The 15,141-nt window shown below is 70.4% G+C and carries 19 protein-coding genes; 10 read left to right on the top strand and 9 right to left on the bottom strand.

Going from position 1 to position 15,141, the window contains the following annotated elements:
* Nucleotides 1-3: 3 nt before the first annotated feature.
* The 6 genes from flgG to flgB are packed head-to-tail and all read right to left on the bottom strand — an operon-like array spanning nucleotide 4 to nucleotide 4,367.
* Complete coding sequence (gene flgG / locus LHA26_RS04530) at nucleotides 4-792, bottom strand: flagellar basal-body rod protein FlgG (protein ID WP_252167546.1); 789 nt, start codon at nucleotides 790-792, stop codon at nucleotides 4-6.
* 24 nt (nucleotides 793-816) lie between these two features.
* Entirely contained in the window at nucleotides 817-1,566 is a 750-nt protein-coding gene (gene flgF, locus LHA26_RS04525; RefSeq protein ID WP_252167545.1) for a flagellar basal-body rod protein FlgF, read from the bottom strand.
* A 33-nt stretch (nucleotides 1,567-1,599) separates the two neighbouring features.
* Nucleotides 1,600-2,907 (bottom strand): flagellar hook protein FlgE, encoded by a 1,308-nt coding sequence (locus LHA26_RS04520; RefSeq protein WP_252167544.1) that lies wholly within the window; start codon nucleotides 2,905-2,907, stop codon nucleotides 1,600-1,602.
* Nucleotides 2,908-2,942: 35 nt separating this feature from the next.
* Nucleotides 2,943-3,611: a flagellar hook assembly protein FlgD gene (locus tag LHA26_RS04515; RefSeq protein WP_252167543.1), complete on the bottom strand. Its 669-nt coding sequence runs from the start codon at nucleotides 3,609-3,611 to the stop codon at nucleotides 2,943-2,945.
* Entirely contained in the window at nucleotides 3,608-4,012 is a 405-nt protein-coding gene (gene flgC, locus LHA26_RS04510) for a flagellar basal body rod protein FlgC (RefSeq protein ID WP_252167542.1), read from the bottom strand. Before flgC ends, LHA26_RS04515 begins: the two co-directional genes overlap by 4 nt.
* Before the next feature lie 4 nt (nucleotides 4,013-4,016).
* Entirely contained in the window at nucleotides 4,017-4,367 is a 351-nt protein-coding gene (gene flgB / locus LHA26_RS04505) for a flagellar basal body rod protein FlgB (protein ID WP_252167541.1), read from the bottom strand.
* A gap of 242 nt (nucleotides 4,368-4,609) precedes the next feature.
* On the opposite strand from flgB, the gene LHA26_RS04500 reads away from it, so the two are divergent.
* The 8 genes from LHA26_RS04500 (at nucleotide 4,610) to LHA26_RS04465 (ending at nucleotide 10,793) form a co-directional block, all read left to right on the top strand.
* A complete protein-coding gene (locus LHA26_RS04500; protein ID WP_252168293.1) occupies nucleotides 4,610-5,299 on the top strand; it encodes a MotA/TolQ/ExbB proton channel family protein in 690 nt (229 codons plus the stop codon).
* On the top strand, nucleotides 5,296-5,769 hold the full coding sequence (locus LHA26_RS04495; RefSeq protein ID WP_252167540.1) for an OmpA family protein: 474 nt from the start codon (nucleotides 5,296-5,298) through the stop codon (nucleotides 5,767-5,769). Before LHA26_RS04500 ends, LHA26_RS04495 begins: the two co-directional genes overlap by 4 nt.
* A gap of 84 nt (nucleotides 5,770-5,853) precedes the next feature.
* Complete coding sequence (locus LHA26_RS04490; protein ID WP_252167539.1) at nucleotides 5,854-6,399, top strand: flagella basal body P-ring formation protein FlgA; 546 nt, start codon at nucleotides 5,854-5,856, stop codon at nucleotides 6,397-6,399.
* A 12-nt stretch (nucleotides 6,400-6,411) separates the two neighbouring features.
* Nucleotides 6,412-6,690, top strand: coding sequence for a flagellar biosynthesis anti-sigma factor FlgM (flgM, locus tag LHA26_RS04485; RefSeq protein WP_252167538.1), 279 nt, complete (start codon nucleotides 6,412-6,414; stop codon nucleotides 6,688-6,690).
* Complete coding sequence (locus LHA26_RS04480; protein WP_252167537.1) at nucleotides 6,687-7,010, top strand: hypothetical protein; 324 nt, start codon at nucleotides 6,687-6,689, stop codon at nucleotides 7,008-7,010. Before flgM ends, LHA26_RS04480 begins: the two co-directional genes overlap by 4 nt.
* On the top strand, nucleotides 7,007-7,939 hold the full coding sequence (locus LHA26_RS04475; RefSeq protein WP_252167536.1) for a transglycosylase SLT domain-containing protein: 933 nt from the start codon (nucleotides 7,007-7,009) through the stop codon (nucleotides 7,937-7,939). Before LHA26_RS04480 ends, LHA26_RS04475 begins: the two co-directional genes overlap by 4 nt.
* A 5-nt stretch (nucleotides 7,940-7,944) precedes the next feature.
* Nucleotides 7,945-10,071 carry a flagellar biosynthesis protein FlhA gene (gene flhA / locus LHA26_RS04470; protein WP_252168292.1) on the top strand — a complete coding sequence of 709 codons (2,127 nt, stop codon included), beginning with the start codon at nucleotides 7,945-7,947 and terminating at the stop codon, nucleotides 10,069-10,071.
* A 14-nt stretch (nucleotides 10,072-10,085) separates the two neighbouring features.
* Entirely contained in the window at nucleotides 10,086-10,793 is a 708-nt protein-coding gene (locus tag LHA26_RS04465; RefSeq protein WP_252168291.1) for a FliA/WhiG family RNA polymerase sigma factor, read from the top strand.
* Between the two features lie 68 nt (nucleotides 10,794-10,861).
* On the opposite strand, the gene LHA26_RS04460 is transcribed toward LHA26_RS04465, so the two are convergent.
* From LHA26_RS04460 to LHA26_RS04450, 3 genes are all read right to left on the bottom strand, one after another.
* On the bottom strand, nucleotides 10,862-11,194 hold the full coding sequence (locus LHA26_RS04460) for a hypothetical protein (protein ID WP_252167535.1): 333 nt from the start codon (nucleotides 11,192-11,194) through the stop codon (nucleotides 10,862-10,864).
* Between the two features lie 140 nt (nucleotides 11,195-11,334).
* Nucleotides 11,335-12,234: a hypothetical protein gene (locus tag LHA26_RS04455; protein ID WP_252167534.1), complete on the bottom strand. Its 900-nt coding sequence runs from the start codon at nucleotides 12,232-12,234 to the stop codon at nucleotides 11,335-11,337.
* Nucleotides 12,235-12,339: 105 nt separating this feature from the next.
* On the bottom strand, nucleotides 12,340-13,218 hold the full coding sequence (locus LHA26_RS04450; RefSeq protein ID WP_252167533.1) for a flagellin N-terminal helical domain-containing protein: 879 nt from the start codon (nucleotides 13,216-13,218) through the stop codon (nucleotides 12,340-12,342).
* Nucleotides 13,219-13,513: 295 nt separating this feature from the next.
* On the opposite strand from LHA26_RS04450, the gene LHA26_RS04445 reads away from it, so the two are divergent.
* Nucleotides 13,514-14,764 carry a sigma-54 interaction domain-containing protein gene (locus tag LHA26_RS04445; RefSeq protein ID WP_252167532.1) on the top strand — a complete coding sequence of 417 codons (1,251 nt, stop codon included), beginning with the start codon at nucleotides 13,514-13,516 and terminating at the stop codon, nucleotides 14,762-14,764.
* A 10-nt stretch (nucleotides 14,765-14,774) separates the two neighbouring features.
* Entirely contained in the window at nucleotides 14,775-15,140 is a 366-nt protein-coding gene (gene fliE, locus LHA26_RS04440) for a flagellar hook-basal body complex protein FliE (protein WP_252167531.1), read from the top strand.
* The last annotated feature ends 1 nt before the right edge of the window (nucleotide 15,141 follow it).

Raw genomic sequence — 15,141 nt, 5'->3', positions numbered from 1 at the left:
GCCTCAGATATTCTGGTTGGAGAATTGGAGCATCTCGTCGGTCGCCTTGATCATCTTGGAATTGACCTCATAGGCGCGCTGGGTTTCGATCATGTCGACCAGCTCCTCGACGACGTTGACGTTGGACGATTCGAGCGCGCCCTGCTCGAGCGTGCCGCGGCCCTCGACTCCGGCATCGCCGACCTGGGGCGCGCCCGAGGCCTGGGTCTCGACCAGATAATTGTCGCCGATCGCCTTCAGCCCGGTGGGGTTGGTGAAGCTGGCGAGCTGGATCTTGCCGATCTGCGTCGCCTCGGTGGCGTTGCCGACCGTGGCCGAGACGGTGCCGTCCTGGCCGATGGTGATGTTGGTGGCGCCCTGCGGCACCTGGATATTGGGGATCAGCGCATGGCCATCGGCGGTGGTGACGGCGCCTTCGGCGGTCATCGTGAAATTGCCGTCGCGGGTATAGGCGATCGTGCCGTCGGGCTGCTGCACCTGGAAGAAGCCATTGCCCTGAATGGCGAGATCCAGCGCGTTGCCGGTCTGGTTGATGGTGCCCTGCTTGTCGGAGCGCGACGTGCCCTCGATCTTCACGCCGGTGCCGAGCGCGGCGCCCTGCGTGTATTTGTCGTCGCCCGAGGAGGTCGCGCCCGGCTGGGTGAGATATTGATAGGCGAGCGTCGCGAAATTGGCGCGATCCCGCTTGAAGCCGGTCGTGTTGACGTTGGCGATGTTGTTCGCGATGACCTGCATTTTTTCTTGCTGGGCATCGAGGCCGGTGCGGGCGACGTGAAGGGCGGCGACGGTCATGACTGATACTCCGGACTGTCGGGCTTAGCTCGGCAGGTTCATCAATTCGGCGGTCGAGCTGTCCATCTCCTTGGCGCCGGAGAGCAGCTTGACCTGGGTTTCGTAGGAACGGCTCGCCTCGATCATGTCGGTGAGCGTGCGCGTCACATCGACGTTCGAGCCCTCCAGCGCGCCGCTGGTGAGGCGCGCGGTGGGATCGCCGGGCAGGGTGCCGCCGGCGGCGACATGGAAGAGCCCGTCCGACTGCTTGGTGATCGCCGAGCCGGCGGGCGAGACCAGCTTGAGCTGGTCCACCTGCTGCGGCTGGGCGGGATCGCCGCCGGTGGGGACGACCCACACGGCGCCGGTCTTGTCGATCGTCACCTTGTCGGCGGGCGGCAGCGTGATCGGGCCGCCATCGCCGAGCACGGGCAGGCCGTCGCCGGTGGTGAGCAGCCCGGTATCGGCGACCTTGAGATCGCCGCGCCGCGTATAGGCTTCCTGCCCGTCCGCGCCCTGCACGCTGAGCATCGCGTCGCCTTCGAGCGCGACATCGAGATCGCGCCCGGTCTCGACGACCGCGCCCTGCTTGTAATCGGCGCGCTGGACATTCTGCCCGGTCTGCGCGCGCGCCGTGGTGACGCCCTTGGTGGCATCGAGGTAGATCGCCTGCGTGTCAGCCATATCGCCACGAAAGCCCGTGGTGTTGGCGTTGGCGAGGTTGCCCGCGGTCACCGTCTGGCGATCCATGAGCGCGCGCATCGCCGACAAGCTGGTGTAGATCAGGCGGTCCATTACCTATTATCCCTCGGGCGGATCACCAAAAAGTTACTGCAGCTGGATGATCGTCTGGAGCATCTGCTTGTCGGTATCGATCGCCTTGGCGTTGGCCTGGAAGTTGCGCTGCGCCGAGATCAGGTTGACCAGCTCGGCGGTGAGATCGACGTTGGACATCTCGAGCGCGCCGGCATTGACCTGGCCGCGGCCATCGGTGCTGGCCTCGCCGATCTGCGCGTTGCCGCTCTTGCCGGTGGTCGTCCAGGAGGTGGAGCCCGCCTGGTGGAGGCCGTTGGGGTTGGCGAAGGTGGCGAGCGCGACCTTGCCGAGCGCGCTGGTGGTGCCATCCGAATAGCCGGCCTGGACGAGACCGTCCTCGCTCACCGTCAGGCCGTTGAGCTTGCCGGTGGTGTTGCCGTTCTGATCCTGCTTGACGGTGGTGAAGGCGTAATTGCCCTGCTTGGTCGCCGAGCCATAGTTCATGGTGATGGTGAGCGGCGCGGCGGCGCCGGTGGGCTGCACCGGATCATAGGTGAAGGACGCGGTCGGCGCGGTCATCGTGCCATCGGCGGCGAAGGTGATCTGCTGCGCGGTGGTGGTGCCGGTGGGGAAGACTTCCTTGTCGCCGACATAGGTGTGGACCGTCCAGGCGCTGGTCTGGTCGCCCGAGCCATCCGGCGCCGGCTTGGTGGTGCGGATATAATAGCTGGTCGCCGGCAGCGCGTTGCCCACCGCGTCATAGACGGTGATCGAGGTGGCGTAGTTATAGCTGTTCGAGTCGTTCTTGTTGAACGCATAGGGCGCGGTGGTGCTGTTGTAGACCGTGCGCTGCGCCGGCAGATCGGCATCCGACGGGAAGGTCAGCGTCGCCGACATGGCGCTGGTCGATTTGGGCGTGCCGCTGGTGGGCGGCACGTGCAGGCCCTGCATCGCCGCCGAGCCGGTGGCGATCACGTTGCCGAGCGAATCGACCGGGAGCACCTGGAGCACCGCGCCGCCGCTATCGACGACATCGTTGTTGCCGTTGAGCGAGAAGGCGCCGTTGCGCGTGAACTTGGTGACATTGCCCGTGCCCGAGGCGCGGGTGACGAAGAAGCCCTCGCCGCCGACCATGAGATCGAGCGCGCGGCTCGTCGTCTGGGTGGCGCCCTGGGTGAAATCCTGGCTGATGCTCTTCAGCCGCGTGCCCTGACCGACCGACGAGCTTTGCGACTGCAGCGCCGAGGAGGAGATGAGATCGCCGAACTCGGCGCGGCTCTGCTTGAAGCCCGTGGTGCCGACATTGGCGATGTTGTTCGACGTCACCGAAAGATCGAGCTGGGCGGCGTTGAGGCCGGAGAGCGAGGTATAGAAAGCCATGGATACGCTCCGTCAGGGAAGAGGCGGAAAGGGGATCAGGACAGGCTGAGCACGTCGCTGGGCGCGACGGTGCCGACCGTGGTGGTGAGCTGGGCGGCGCTGCCGCCGGCCGGCGAGTTGACGCCGGTGACGGTGGACCAGGTCGCGACCGTGGGGGTGACGGCGCCGGCGCTGCCGACCGCCGAGACCTTGACGCTGAGCGGGCCGGACACGGCCTTGCCGTCCGCGCCCTTGCCGTCCCACAGAAATTCGAAGCTGCCCTTGGGCTGGGCGCCGGCCTGCTCCGAATGGACGACATTGCCGCCGGCATCGACCAGATCGACATTCACCGAGGTGGCGTCGGCGGGCAGGGTGATCTGGCCGCCGAAGCTGCCATCGGTCATGGGCTGGGCGACCGAGCCGCTGACCAGCGCGGCCTTGCCGATCCAGCTCGCGGCATCGCCGATGCGGTTGCCGGTGGCCTCGCTGACCAGCGACTTGAGGCTGGCGTTCATCTCGGTGATGCCCGAGGTCTGCGACAGCTGGCTGAGCTGGGTCACCATCGTGTTGGTGTCCATCGGCGCGGTCGGATCCTGGCTGGTCATCTGCGTGGTGAGCAGCTTGAGGAAGCCGGCCTGGTCGATGGTCTGGCTGCCCGCACCCGTGCTGGTGGGCGAGGTGGTGGGCGTCTTGAGCGAGTCGATCGAGCTGGTAACGCTGGTCATTGTCCGAGCCTCAGAGTGTCGAGGGTGAGCGTCTTGGCGGTCTGCATGACCTGGACGTTGTTCTGGTACTGGCGCTGGGTCTCGATCATATCGACCAGCTCGGCGGCGCCATCGACGCCGGCGTCCCAGACATTGCCGTCCTTGTCGGCAAGCGGATTGTTGGGATCGTAGCGCTTGGTCGGCTCGGTGTTGGACTGCACCACCTGATCGACCTTGACGGTCGACACGCCGGGCGTGTCCGAGACCTGGGTGAAGACCGGCTTGAGCGCGCGATAGGCGCCTTCCTTGGTGGTGGCGACCGTGCCCGCATTGGCGAGGTTGGACGCCACGGTGTTGAGCCGGACGAGCTGCGCCGACATGGCGCGGCCCGAAATCTGGAAGACAGAGAGCGGCGCGCTCATCGCCTTATTCCCCCTTCAGCGCCTGCATGACCGTGGAGATGCGGCCCTGCAGGAAGTTGAGCGTCGCCTTGTAGGCGATCGCATTCTCGGCGAACTGGGTCTGCTCGGTGGCAAGCTCGACGGTGTTGCCATCGGCCGAGGCCTGCACCGGCACGCGGTACTGGACATGGCCATCCACCGCGCGATCGACGCTGCCGGTCTGGCTGGCGCTGTCGAGCGCCTTGGCGAAATCGATGTCGCGCGCCTTGAAGCCCGGCGTGGCGGCGTTCGCGATATTGGAGGCGAGCATCGCCATACGCTGCGAGCGCAGCGCGAGGGCGGTGCCGTGAATGCCGAAGAGCGCGTCGTCTGCCATTTGAAAAAACTCTGCCGAGCCTCCTAAAACTTCCGCCGGGCCCGCCGTTATCGGCTGTGGGGCCATCGGGATCGTCGCATGTGCGGCGGTCGCTCCGAGGGTATGCAACCGTCGTGCCAATTCCTGGCGACGGGTGATTTTCGCTTCGGGCGCAAGGACGCCGGCAATGTTTTGCCGGTGGGCGGCAGATTTTTGCCGGCCGATTTTGCCGGCCGGCGGCAGCGGGGGCGGGTGCGGTGTATATGCAGATCTTCCTCGATCCGGTCGCGCCGCTGCTGGTGATCGGCGGATCGCTCGCCCTGGCGGCGGCGCGCGCCACCGGCCGCGACGCGCGCCGGGCGCTGGCGGCGCTGCGGCCGCTTGTGACCGCGCGCCCGGCGGCCGACGCCGAGGCGGCGGGACGCGCGGTGCAGCGCATCATCGAAAAGGCCAACCGTACCGGCATCGCGACCTGCGATCGGGCCAAGGTGGAGCATTTCCTCGCGCAGGTGGCGATCGAGCTGGCCGATGCGCGCGATGCCGCCGCCTTCCGCGCCTGGGCCGAGGCCGAGCTGGACGCGCGCGCGGCGCGTCATGCCGGCGTGCAGGCGGTGTGGCGGGCCGCCGCCGACACGGCGCCGGCGATGGGGATGATCGGCACCGTGCTGGGGCTGATCGCCATGTTCCAGGCGATGGACGATGTCAGCCGCATCGGGCCGGGCATGGCGCTGGCGCTGACCACCACTTTATACGGCATGATCGCGGCCAATTGCCTGTTCGGGCCGATCGCGGCGCGGCTGGAGCGGCTGGGCGAGGTGGAGCGCGAATGGCAGGCCCAGGCGGTGGCGCGGCTGGCGGCGCTCGCCGAGGCGGAGCTGACCCCGCTGCCCATGCCCATGCCCGCGCCGGCGGCCGCGCGCGCGGCGCCGCCGCGGCTGAGGCCGGCGGCGTGATCGCCCGGGCGGCGCCGGCCGCGACCCCGCGCTGGGCGCTGAGCTTCGCCGATCTCTGCCTGGTGCTGCTCGGCTTTCTGCTGCTGCTCCAGGCGCAGCGCGGCGATCCGGCGGCGAGCCTGCGCGCCGCCTTCGGCGCGCCCGCGCCGCTGGCGGACGAGCGCGCGGCGGCGCCGCTCTTCCAGCCCGGCGAGGCGCTGCTGCTGCCGCCCGCGCGCGCGATGCTGCGCGCCGCCGGCGCGCGCGCGGTGACGCGGGGGGCGCGGATGATCGTGGAGAGTCGCGGGCGCGACGGCGATGCCCGCCGCTTCGACGGCTGGGAATTGGCGGCGGCGCGGGCGGCGGCGGTGGCGCGCGCGCTTTCCGAGGGCGGGCTCGCGGCCGACCGGATCGATCTGCGCGTGGAGGGCACCGCCCGCGCGGCGGCGCGGCACGGCGGGCAGACGATCCGGCTCGTGACTTTGGTCTAACCGCGTTAACACTTTCGCGGTCGCGTTAACCAATTGTTTGGCACGCGCATTGCTTTGTGAGCCCCGAACTCTGGGAGCACTCGCATGGCACGGGCTTTCGCCCTTCTGATTCTCTCCTGCCTGATCGCGGCGCCGGCCGGCGCGGTGGCGGGGCCGGACGGATTCGAGGACATCGCCCGGCTGGAGAGCCGCGTGGTCGCCGCGCTCGACGCCGATGTCGCGACGCCGGGCGGCCCGCTCACCCATCTCGACCGGCGGCTCAAGCTGGCCGCCTGCCCCAAGCCCGTGACGATCGATCCGCCCGCGCTCGGCGCGCTGCCGCTGCGCTGCGAGCCGCTCGGCTGGCGCATCCGCGTGCCGCTGATGCGCGTGCCCGGCGCCCAGCCCGCGCCCGGCACGCCCGCCATGGCCGCCGCCCAGCCCGCGACGCCGGCGGCGCCGCCGCTGATCCGGCGCGGCGATCCCGTCGAGCTGCGCGCCACCTCGGCGGGCTTCACCGTCAGCACCGCCGCGATCGCGCAGGAAGATGGCCGCGCCGGCGGCAAGGTGCGCGTCAAGACGGACGCGCGCGGCCCGGTGGTGATCGGCGACGTGGTGGATACCGGCATCGTCCGGGTCGCGAGCTTCTGAAGGGGGGCGGGGATGATCAACGGCATCGGAGCATCGGGCAGCGGCCTGATCGGCGGCCAGACCGGCCTCGGCCAGACCGCGCGCGCCGGCGGCGCCGCCGCGCCGGGCGCGACGCCCGCCGAGCATGGCCCGGCCACCACCATCCACCGGCTCGCCGCCGAGGGCGCGCCGATCGCGCAGGATCGCGTCGCGGCGCTGCGCGCGGCGATTCGCGGCGGCACCTACAAGGCGGATGCCGGCCAGATCGCCGACAAGATGATCGCCTCCGATCTCGGCGGGGTGGCGTCGTGAGCGTCGCCGCGCTCGAGGCGCTGCTGCGCGAGCAGCGCGCGCTGATCGCCGCGCTCGACGCCGACGACGCGCCCGCGATCGAGGCCGCCAACGCCGCCGTGGATCAGGCGCTGCTGCGCGTGCGCGCCAGCCCGACGCGGCCGACGCCGGAGATGAAGGCGCTGGCGGAGGAGGCGACCCGCCTCGCCGACGCCGCGCGCGTGCGCATCAACGTGCTGGCCGACATGACCGAGCGCCGGCTCACCCGGCTGGCCGCCGCCAGCGGCCGTGGCGATGCCGCGCCCACCTATGGCCGCAATGCCCGGTGGAAGCGCGGATGAGCCTGACCGTCATCCCCGGCGTCCGCGCGGGCGCGGGCACCGCCGCCACCGATACCGGCCTCGCGGCCGGCGGCGGCGTGCAGGGCGCGATCGCCTCCGCCGCCTCGGCGACGGGGGTGGATTTCCATTATCTCTACCACCAGGCGAAGATCGAGAGCGGGCTCAACCCCAATGCCAAGGCCGCGACCTCGAGCGCGTCGGGCCTCTACCAGTTCACCAGCCAGACCTGGCTCGCCATGCTGAAGCAGCACGGCGCCGAGCATGGGCTGGGCTGGGCCGCCAACGCCATCGAGCGCACCAGCGGCGGCCATTATGTGGTGAGCGACCAGGCGACCAAGGCGCAGATCCTCGCGCTGCGCCAGGATGCCGGCACCTCGGCGGCGATGGCGGGCGAATATGCCTCGGACAATCGCGACTTTCTGGAGAAGAGGCTGGGGCGCGACGCGGGCTCGGTCGATCTCTACATGGCGCATTTCCTCGGCCCGGCGGGGGCGAGCCGCTTCCTGGCGGCGCGCGACGCGGATGGCAGCCAGTCCGCCGCCGCGCTGCTCCCCGCCGCCGCCCATGCCAATCGCTGGGTCTTCTACAATAAGGACGGATCGGCGCGCAGCCTGGACGAGGTGTATCAGCGCTTCGCCAGCCGCTTCGGCGGCCAGGCGCCGGCCGCGTCGGGCGACGCGCCCGCCGGCGCCTCGACCGTGCAGACGCTGCTCGCCCGCCAGGGCACGAGCGGCGACACCGCGTCCGAGCTGGCGCGGATGCAGCTCGCCGCGCTCAACGGCGGCGATCTGCCCGGCGCGGCGACCGGCGGCACCGCCGCCGCGACGGGCGACACGCTCGACGCGGCGCTCGACGCCAAGGCCGCGCTCACCCCGAGCCCGCAGACCGCGAAGCTCGCCTATCTGATGCTGTCCAGCCTGGGAATGTGACGAAGATGGCCACCAAGGCGATCAACAAGCGTGTTTGGGCCGATGCGAGCCGCGGCGCGATCCTGCCGATGGCATCGCTGCTGCTGATCGCGCTGATGGTCGTGCCGATGCCGGCGATCATGCTCGATCTCGGCTTCATCTCGAACATCGTGATCTCGCTCGCCGTGCTGATGGTGGCGCTGAACGCCGCGCGCCCGCTGGACTTTTCCGCCTTCCCCACGGTGCTGCTGTTCGCCACGCTGCTGCGGCTGGCGCTCAACGTCGCCTCCACGCGCGTCGTGCTGGTGCATGGCCATGAGGGCGAGGCGGCGGCGGGCCATGTGATCGAGGCCTTCGGCTCCTTCCTGATCGGCGGCAATTACGCGGTCGGCATCTTCGTTTTCTCGATCCTGATGATCATCAACCTGGTGGTCATCACCAAGGGCGCCGGGCGCGTCTCGGAAGTGTCCGCGCGCTTCACGCTGGACGCCATGCCGGGCAAGCAGATGGCGATCGACGCCGATCTCAATGCCGGGCTCCTGACCCCGGACGAGGCCAAGGTGCGCCGCCAGGAAGTGGCGACCGAGGCGGATTTCTACGGCTCGATGGACGGCGCCTCCAAATTCGTGAAGGGCGATGCCGTCGCCGGCGTGCTGGTGCTGGCCGTGAACATCCTGGGCGGGCTGGTGCTGGGCGTGCTCAGCCACGGCCTGTCGATCGGCGACGCGGCGAAGAATTACGTGCAGCTCGCGATCGGCGACGCGCTGGTGGCGCAGATCCCGGCGCTGCTGCTCTCGATCGCGGCCGCCTCGATCGTCACCCGCGTCAATTCGCCGCTCGATCTTTCGGGCCAGATCGGCAGCCAGTTCGGCTCGGCCAAGGCGTGGACGCCGGTGTCGGCGATCCTGGGCATTCTCGGCGTGGTGCCGGGCATGCCGCATATCATCATCCTGCCGGCGGCGGCGCTGTGCGGCTTTGTCGCGTGGAAGCTGCGGGGCGCGGACGCGCTCAAAAAGGCGGAGGCGGCGCTCGCCGACAAGCCGGCGCCGGCGGCGCCCGCCAATCCCAGCCAGATCGGCTGGGACGAGGTTTCGGACGACGCGCCGCTCGGGCTCGAGATCGGCTATGGGCTGGTGGCGCTGGTGGACGAGCGCAAGGGCGCGCCGCTGATGGCGCGGATCACCGGCATCCGCCGCCAGCTTTCCAAGGAGCTTGGCTTCGTCGTGCCGATGGTCCGCGTGCGCGACAATATGAACCTGTCGCCCAATGGCTATCGCATCACCGTGGGCGGCGTGTGCCTGGCCGAGGACGAATGTTTCGCCGCCGAGCTGCTCGCGCTCGACAGCGGCGACTTGGTCGGCACCATCCCCGGCCGCGCGGTGAAGGATCCGACCTTCGGCCTCGACGCGGTGTGGATCGCGCCCGAGAAACGCTCCGAGGCGGTGGTGCTGGGCTATACGGTGGTCGATCCCTCGACGGTGATCGCCACCCATCTCAACCAGCTGATCGCCACCTCGGCGGCCGATCTGTTCGGCATGGACGAGACGCAGAAGCTGGTGGACCAGCTGAAGGAAACCGCGCCGCAGCTGGTGTCCGCGCTCACCCCGGCGCCGCTCACCCTGCCGCAGATCGCCGGCGTGTGCCGCGCGCTGCTGGTGGAGGGCGTGCCGCTGAAGGATTTCCGCCGCATCGCCGAGGCGATGGCGGATGCCGCCGCCGAGGGCGTGGAGCCGATCATGCTGGTGGAGAATATCCGCCGCCGGATCGGCGCGCTGATCGTGCAGACGCTGGTGCCGGTGCGGATGCCGCTGCCGGTGGTGACGCTCGACGGCAGCCTCGAGGCGCTGCTCACCCAGGCGGTGCGCACCGGCCCCAACGCGAATCACCCGATCGAGCCCGCGCTCGCGGCGCGGATCGTCGCGGCGATCGGCGAGGCCGCGCAGCCGCTGCTGGGCGAGGCCAAGCGCTTCGCCATCGTCACCTCGCCGATCGCGCGGCGCGCGCTCGCCCGGCTGCTGCGGCCGCATCTGGCCGAGGCGCCGGTCCTGTCCTTCCTTGAGATACCCGATGGCAAGCCGGTCGAGGTGGTCGCCGTGGTCGGCGGCCAGCAGAGCCAGGTCGGCCAGCGGCGCGACGCGGAGATGGTGCGGTGAACGCGCACAGCTCGATGACCTATGGCCGCAAGCCCGCGCGGCAGCGGCCGACCGATCTGGTGTCGGCGCACATGCCGCTGGTCCGCAAGATCGCCTGGCATGTCCATGGCCGCGTGAGCAACGCGGTGGACATCGAGGATCTGGTGCAGATCGGCATGGTCGCCCTGGTCGAGGCGGCCAATGGCTATGAGGATCGCGGCCACGCCTTCGCCACCTATGCGCAGATGCGCGTGCGGGGCGCGATGATCGATCATCTGCGGCGTCACGCCAGCCAGTGCCGCTCGGGCATGGCCAAGCGCAAGGAGATCGCGCGCGCGCGCGCCGAGATCGAAAGCCGGCTGGGCCGCGCGGCGACCGAGAGCGAGCTTGCCGAGACGCTGGGGCTCGACGCCGCCGGCTATCGCGAAATGGCCGACGCCGCCGAATCGGTGCGCCAGGAAAGCCTGGACGAGGTCTATTCCGACCAGTCCATGTGGTTCGCCGATCTCGAGGAGAGCGCGGACCAGCAGCTGGACCGCGACCGGCTGCGCGAGGCGCTGGCCGGCGCGATCGGCAAGCTGCCCGAGCGCGAGGCGATGGTGCTGCAGCTCTATTTCGTCGAGGAACTCAATCTCGAGGAAATCGGCCGCGTGCTGGACATCGGCGCCGCGCGCGTCTGCCAGATCAAGAAGGCCGCGCTCGACAAGGTGCGCGCGCTGCTCAAGGGCTGGGACGAGGATTGATCTCACTTTCCCCGGGCAGCGGCCCGGCGGACGCTCGATCCTCGACGTACCTCATTCCTCGTCGTGCCTCATTCCTCGTCGTACAGCGCCTCGTCCGCGACGGCGTCGGTATCGACCAGATCATCGTCGGGCAGGAGATCGAACGTCTCGATCTCGGGATAGGCGCCGGCGAGGGCGCGCACCGATTCCCAGTAGCTTTCGCCGTGCGCGCGCTCCGCCGCCTCGCGCGATCGCCAGAGAAAGATTCCGCCGGCGAGCCCGCGCTCCGCGTCAAACAGCGGAAAAGAACGGACAAGATCAATATTCTGCTCGGCATCGCGGCTGGTGCGGCGGTAAATGTCGAGCGCGGTCTCGGCATCGCTGCCCGCCGCGAGCGAATAGGTGACGATCTCCGCGATCATGATCCTGTCCTCCATGACGATGGGGACGAGGATCGCAGAGCTTTATGGCAGCGCGCTTACACCCGCTCTACGCAGGATGCCGAGGGCGGCCTCCGCGTCTTTCCCTAGATCCGGCGCGCAGGCCAGGGCCGCCGGCCCGCTCAGTCGGCGGGGCGGCGGCGCGGGGCGGGGGCGGTGCCGGCGTGCTGATCGAGCGCGGCGTCGATCTGGTTGAGGCGGATGATGACATCGCCCAGCCCGTCGCGGATCATGCCGGCGAGCGGCGCGACGCCATCGGGCTGCTGCTTGGACAGCGCCATTTTGAGCCCGTCCATCGCCTGGCGGACATCCTCGGCGCTGGCCGGCGGGGTGGCGACGGCGGGCGCGCGGGCGAGGATGGCGGCGAGCGCCTTGCTCGACTGGGCGAGGCTTTCGGCGGTCTGGTTCAGATGCTCCAGCTTCTCGCGTTCCTCGGCGGCGGCGGCGCGCTGCGCCTCGGCGGCGGCGACCGAGCGGCTCACCGTCAGCAGCCCGCCGAGCGAGGCGAAGCTGCTGACGACGCACAGGCCGACGAGCAGCTTGGTCATCAGCGCGACGCGCGGGCTCGGCGCGGCGGCGGGCGGCGCGATCGCGGCGGGCGCGGCGGCGACGGGCGCGGCGGCGACAGTGGGCGCGGCGGGCGGGACAGGGGCGGCGGTGGGCGCCGGCGCGGGCGCGGGCGCGCTGACCGGCGTGGCGGCCACCGGCGCGGCCGGCGCCGCTTCCAGGAAATCGAGCCCGCTCAGATCGATCTCGGCGAGCGGATCGGCGGCGGGCGGACCGGCCGGGGCCGGGGCCGGGGCGGGCGCCGCCTCAAGGAAATCGAGACCGCTGAGATCGATCTCGGGCAGCGGCTCGGCCGTGGCGGCGGGCGGCGCGGCGGGTGCCGGCGCCGGCGTCGGCTCGGCCTTGGCGGCCTTTTTGCGCGGCTTGCGCGCGGGCTTGGCGGGCGCCTCGGGCTCGTCGAAGACCAGCTCGTCGACCTCGGCGATGAGGCTGGCCATATCGAGATTGTCGGTCATGCGCGCGGCCCTGAAACGGGAAGGAAGAGGAAGACGGGACGGCCTCCGGCGCGGGGGAGCGGTGCGCCGGAGGCCGGGATCGCCTCGGAGAGGGACCGGACCCGCTTACTGGAGCAGCTTGAGCACGCCCTGCGAGGACTGGTTCGCCTGGGCGAGCATGGCGGTGGAGGCCTGGCTCAGGATCTGCGCCTTGGCGAGCGCGGTCGTCTCCGAGGAGAAATCCGCGTCCTGGATGCGGCTGCGCGCGTCCGACAGGTTGGTGACGTTGTTGGTGAGGTTGTTCACCGCCGAGTTGAGCTGGCTCTGCGAGGCGCCGAGCCCGGCGCGGACGGTGTTGATCGTCGTCAGCAGCGAGTCGACGCTCTTCATCGTGTTCTGCGCGTTGGTGACGCCGTTGCTGGTCGAGCCGCCGGTGTTCGACACGTCGAGATTGCCGGTGGCGGCGGTGGAGCCCGACGCGGTCGCGGCCGAGAGGTCGATGCCGCCGATGTTGATGGTGATCTGGTCGTTGGCGCTGGAGCCGGCGCCGGCCTGGATCTTCACCGTCGTCGCGGCGGCGCTGGCGCCGGTGTTGAACAGCGAGGTGCCGTTGAAGGTGGTGTTGCCGAGCACCGACTTGATCTGCGTCGTCAGCTGGCCGACTTCGGTCTGCATGTTGGCGCGGTCATTGTCGGAATAGGTGCCCGAGGCCGACTGCACCGCCAGCTCGCGGACGCGCTGGAGCATGTTGGTGACTTCGTCGAGCGCGCCGTCGGCGGTCTGGACCAGCGAGACGCCGTCATTGGCGTTGCGGATCGCCTGGTTCATGCCGGTGATCTGCGAGGTCATCGAGTTGGAGATCGCCATGCCGGCGGCGTCGTCGGCGGCGGTGTTGATCCGCTTGCCCGACGAGAGACGGCTCATCGCGGTCTGGATGGCGGCATTGGCCACGCGGCTGCCATTCTGGGCGCGCATCGCGGCGGTGTTGGTGTTGATCACGGTCATCGCGAAATCCTCCGAGTGCCGGCCGGAGCGACAATTCCTTGCCGGCCACGATCCCGATAACGGCCGCGCCCGGCGGGGTTTTAGCAGAAATTTCGGGGGTTTTTTCCTACCGCGCCCTTAACCATGACGGCCCTCTTCCCACGCGCGCGCGCGTATGAGCGGGCGGGTGCGGGCGGCGCTCGCGCGTCGTGCGCGGTCCTCAGCGATCCGGGCGCGCGCGTTAACGTTTTATTGGTCGGAATCAGGGAAATTCCTGCCCAGTGAACGGGCAAGTTTTTCCGGAGACCAAGCGTCGATGACGATGATCGGGATCAGCAACGGTGCGCAGCGCGCCTGTCCGGCCCTTTCGGCCTGGCTGGCCGGGGTTGGCATCGCCGCCGGTCCGGTGACGGCGGCGCTCGCGGCGCCCCGCGCCGCGCCGCGCATCCTCGCCGATTCGGAGCGCGCCCACGCCACGCCGCGCGACGTGCTGATCGCCATGGCCGAGGGCGCGCCCGAGCTGATCCTCGCCACCGCCACCAGCCCGGCCACGCTTCGCTTCGGTTTTGACGACCTGCCCTTCGCGCTGGCCCTGATCGCCGAACTGGTGCGCGGCGCCGGCCCGGCGGTGGGCGAGCCCGAGAGCGCGCTCTACCTGACGCTCGCCACCCGCGTCGCCCGCTCCGACGCCACCGTGCTGGTGCTCGGCGAAACCGGCACCGGCAAGGAGGGCATGGCCCGCTTCATCCACGCCGCCAGCCCGCGCGCGGCCAAGCCCTTTGTCGCGATCAACTGCGCGGCGCTGCCCGAGTCGATGCTCGAGGCGATGCTGTTCGGTCATGTCCGCGGCGCCTTCACCGGCGCGACGGCGGCGTCCGAGGGGCTGTTCCGCGCCGCCGAGGGCGGCACGCTGCTGCTCGACGAGATCGCCGAGATGCCGCTCGGCCTGCAGGCCAAGCTGCTGCGCGCCATCCAGGAGCGCGAGGTGCTGCCGGTGGGCGCGACGAGCCCGATCAAGATCGACGTGCGAATCATCGCCGCGGCCAATCGCGAGCTGGCGGTGGAAGTGCAGGAAGGCCGGTTCCGCGCCGATCTCTACTGGCGGCTCAACGTCATGCCGCTGGCGCTCAAGCCGCTCAAGGCGCGCCGGCTGGACATTCGCGCGATCACCGCCGCGCTGCTGCTGCGCCATGCCCGCCCGGGCGAGCGCCTCGCCTGGCCGACCGCCAATGCGCTCGACCGGCTGATGGCGCATGACTGGCCGGGCAATGTCCGCGAGCTGGACAATGTGCTCCAGCGCGCGCTGCTGCTGCGCGGCGGCGACCGGATCGAGGCCGAGGATCTCGCGATCGAGGTGATGCACCGCGCCGCCGCGCCGGTGCTGAGCCTGGTGCCCGCCGCGCCGGCGCGTCGGCTGGCGGATACGGCGCGCGCCTCCGAGCAGGATGCGATCCGCGCCGCGCTCGAAGCCGCGGGCGGACGCCGCGCGGCGGCGGCGGCGGCGCTCGGCATTTCGGAGCGCACGCTGCGCTACCGGCTGGCCGAGATGCGCGCGGTCGCGGCGTGAGGGCTGATCGATGACGAGCATCACCGCCTCCAGCCTGCTGCAGATGCGGGCGCAGATCCTCCAGCAGAACGCCGCGCTGCAAAAGGCCGCCGGCGCCGCCCCGAGCGCGCCGGTCGCGCCGGCGGGGGGCGCCGCCGCGCCGTCCGGCCCGGGCGCCGCCGATTTCGGCGACGCGCTCAAGTCGGCGCTCGGCCAGGTCAACCAGCTTCAGACCAAGTCGGACGCGATGTCCGCCTCCTACGAGCGTGGCGACACCACCGACGTGGCCGCCGTGATGCTCGCCCGCGAGCAGGCTTCGGTCGGTTTCCAGGCGACCCTGCAAGTCCGCAACAAACTCCTGTCCGCGTACAAGGACATCATGAGCATGCCGGTGTGAC

The sequence above is a fragment of the Sphingomonas morindae genome, assembly GCF_023822065.1.
Classification (GTDB): domain Bacteria; phylum Pseudomonadota; class Alphaproteobacteria; order Sphingomonadales; family Sphingomonadaceae; genus Solisphingomonas; species Solisphingomonas morindae.
Note: the sequence above shows the minus strand (reverse complement) of the source record. Positions and strands in the feature narration are given on the sequence as shown.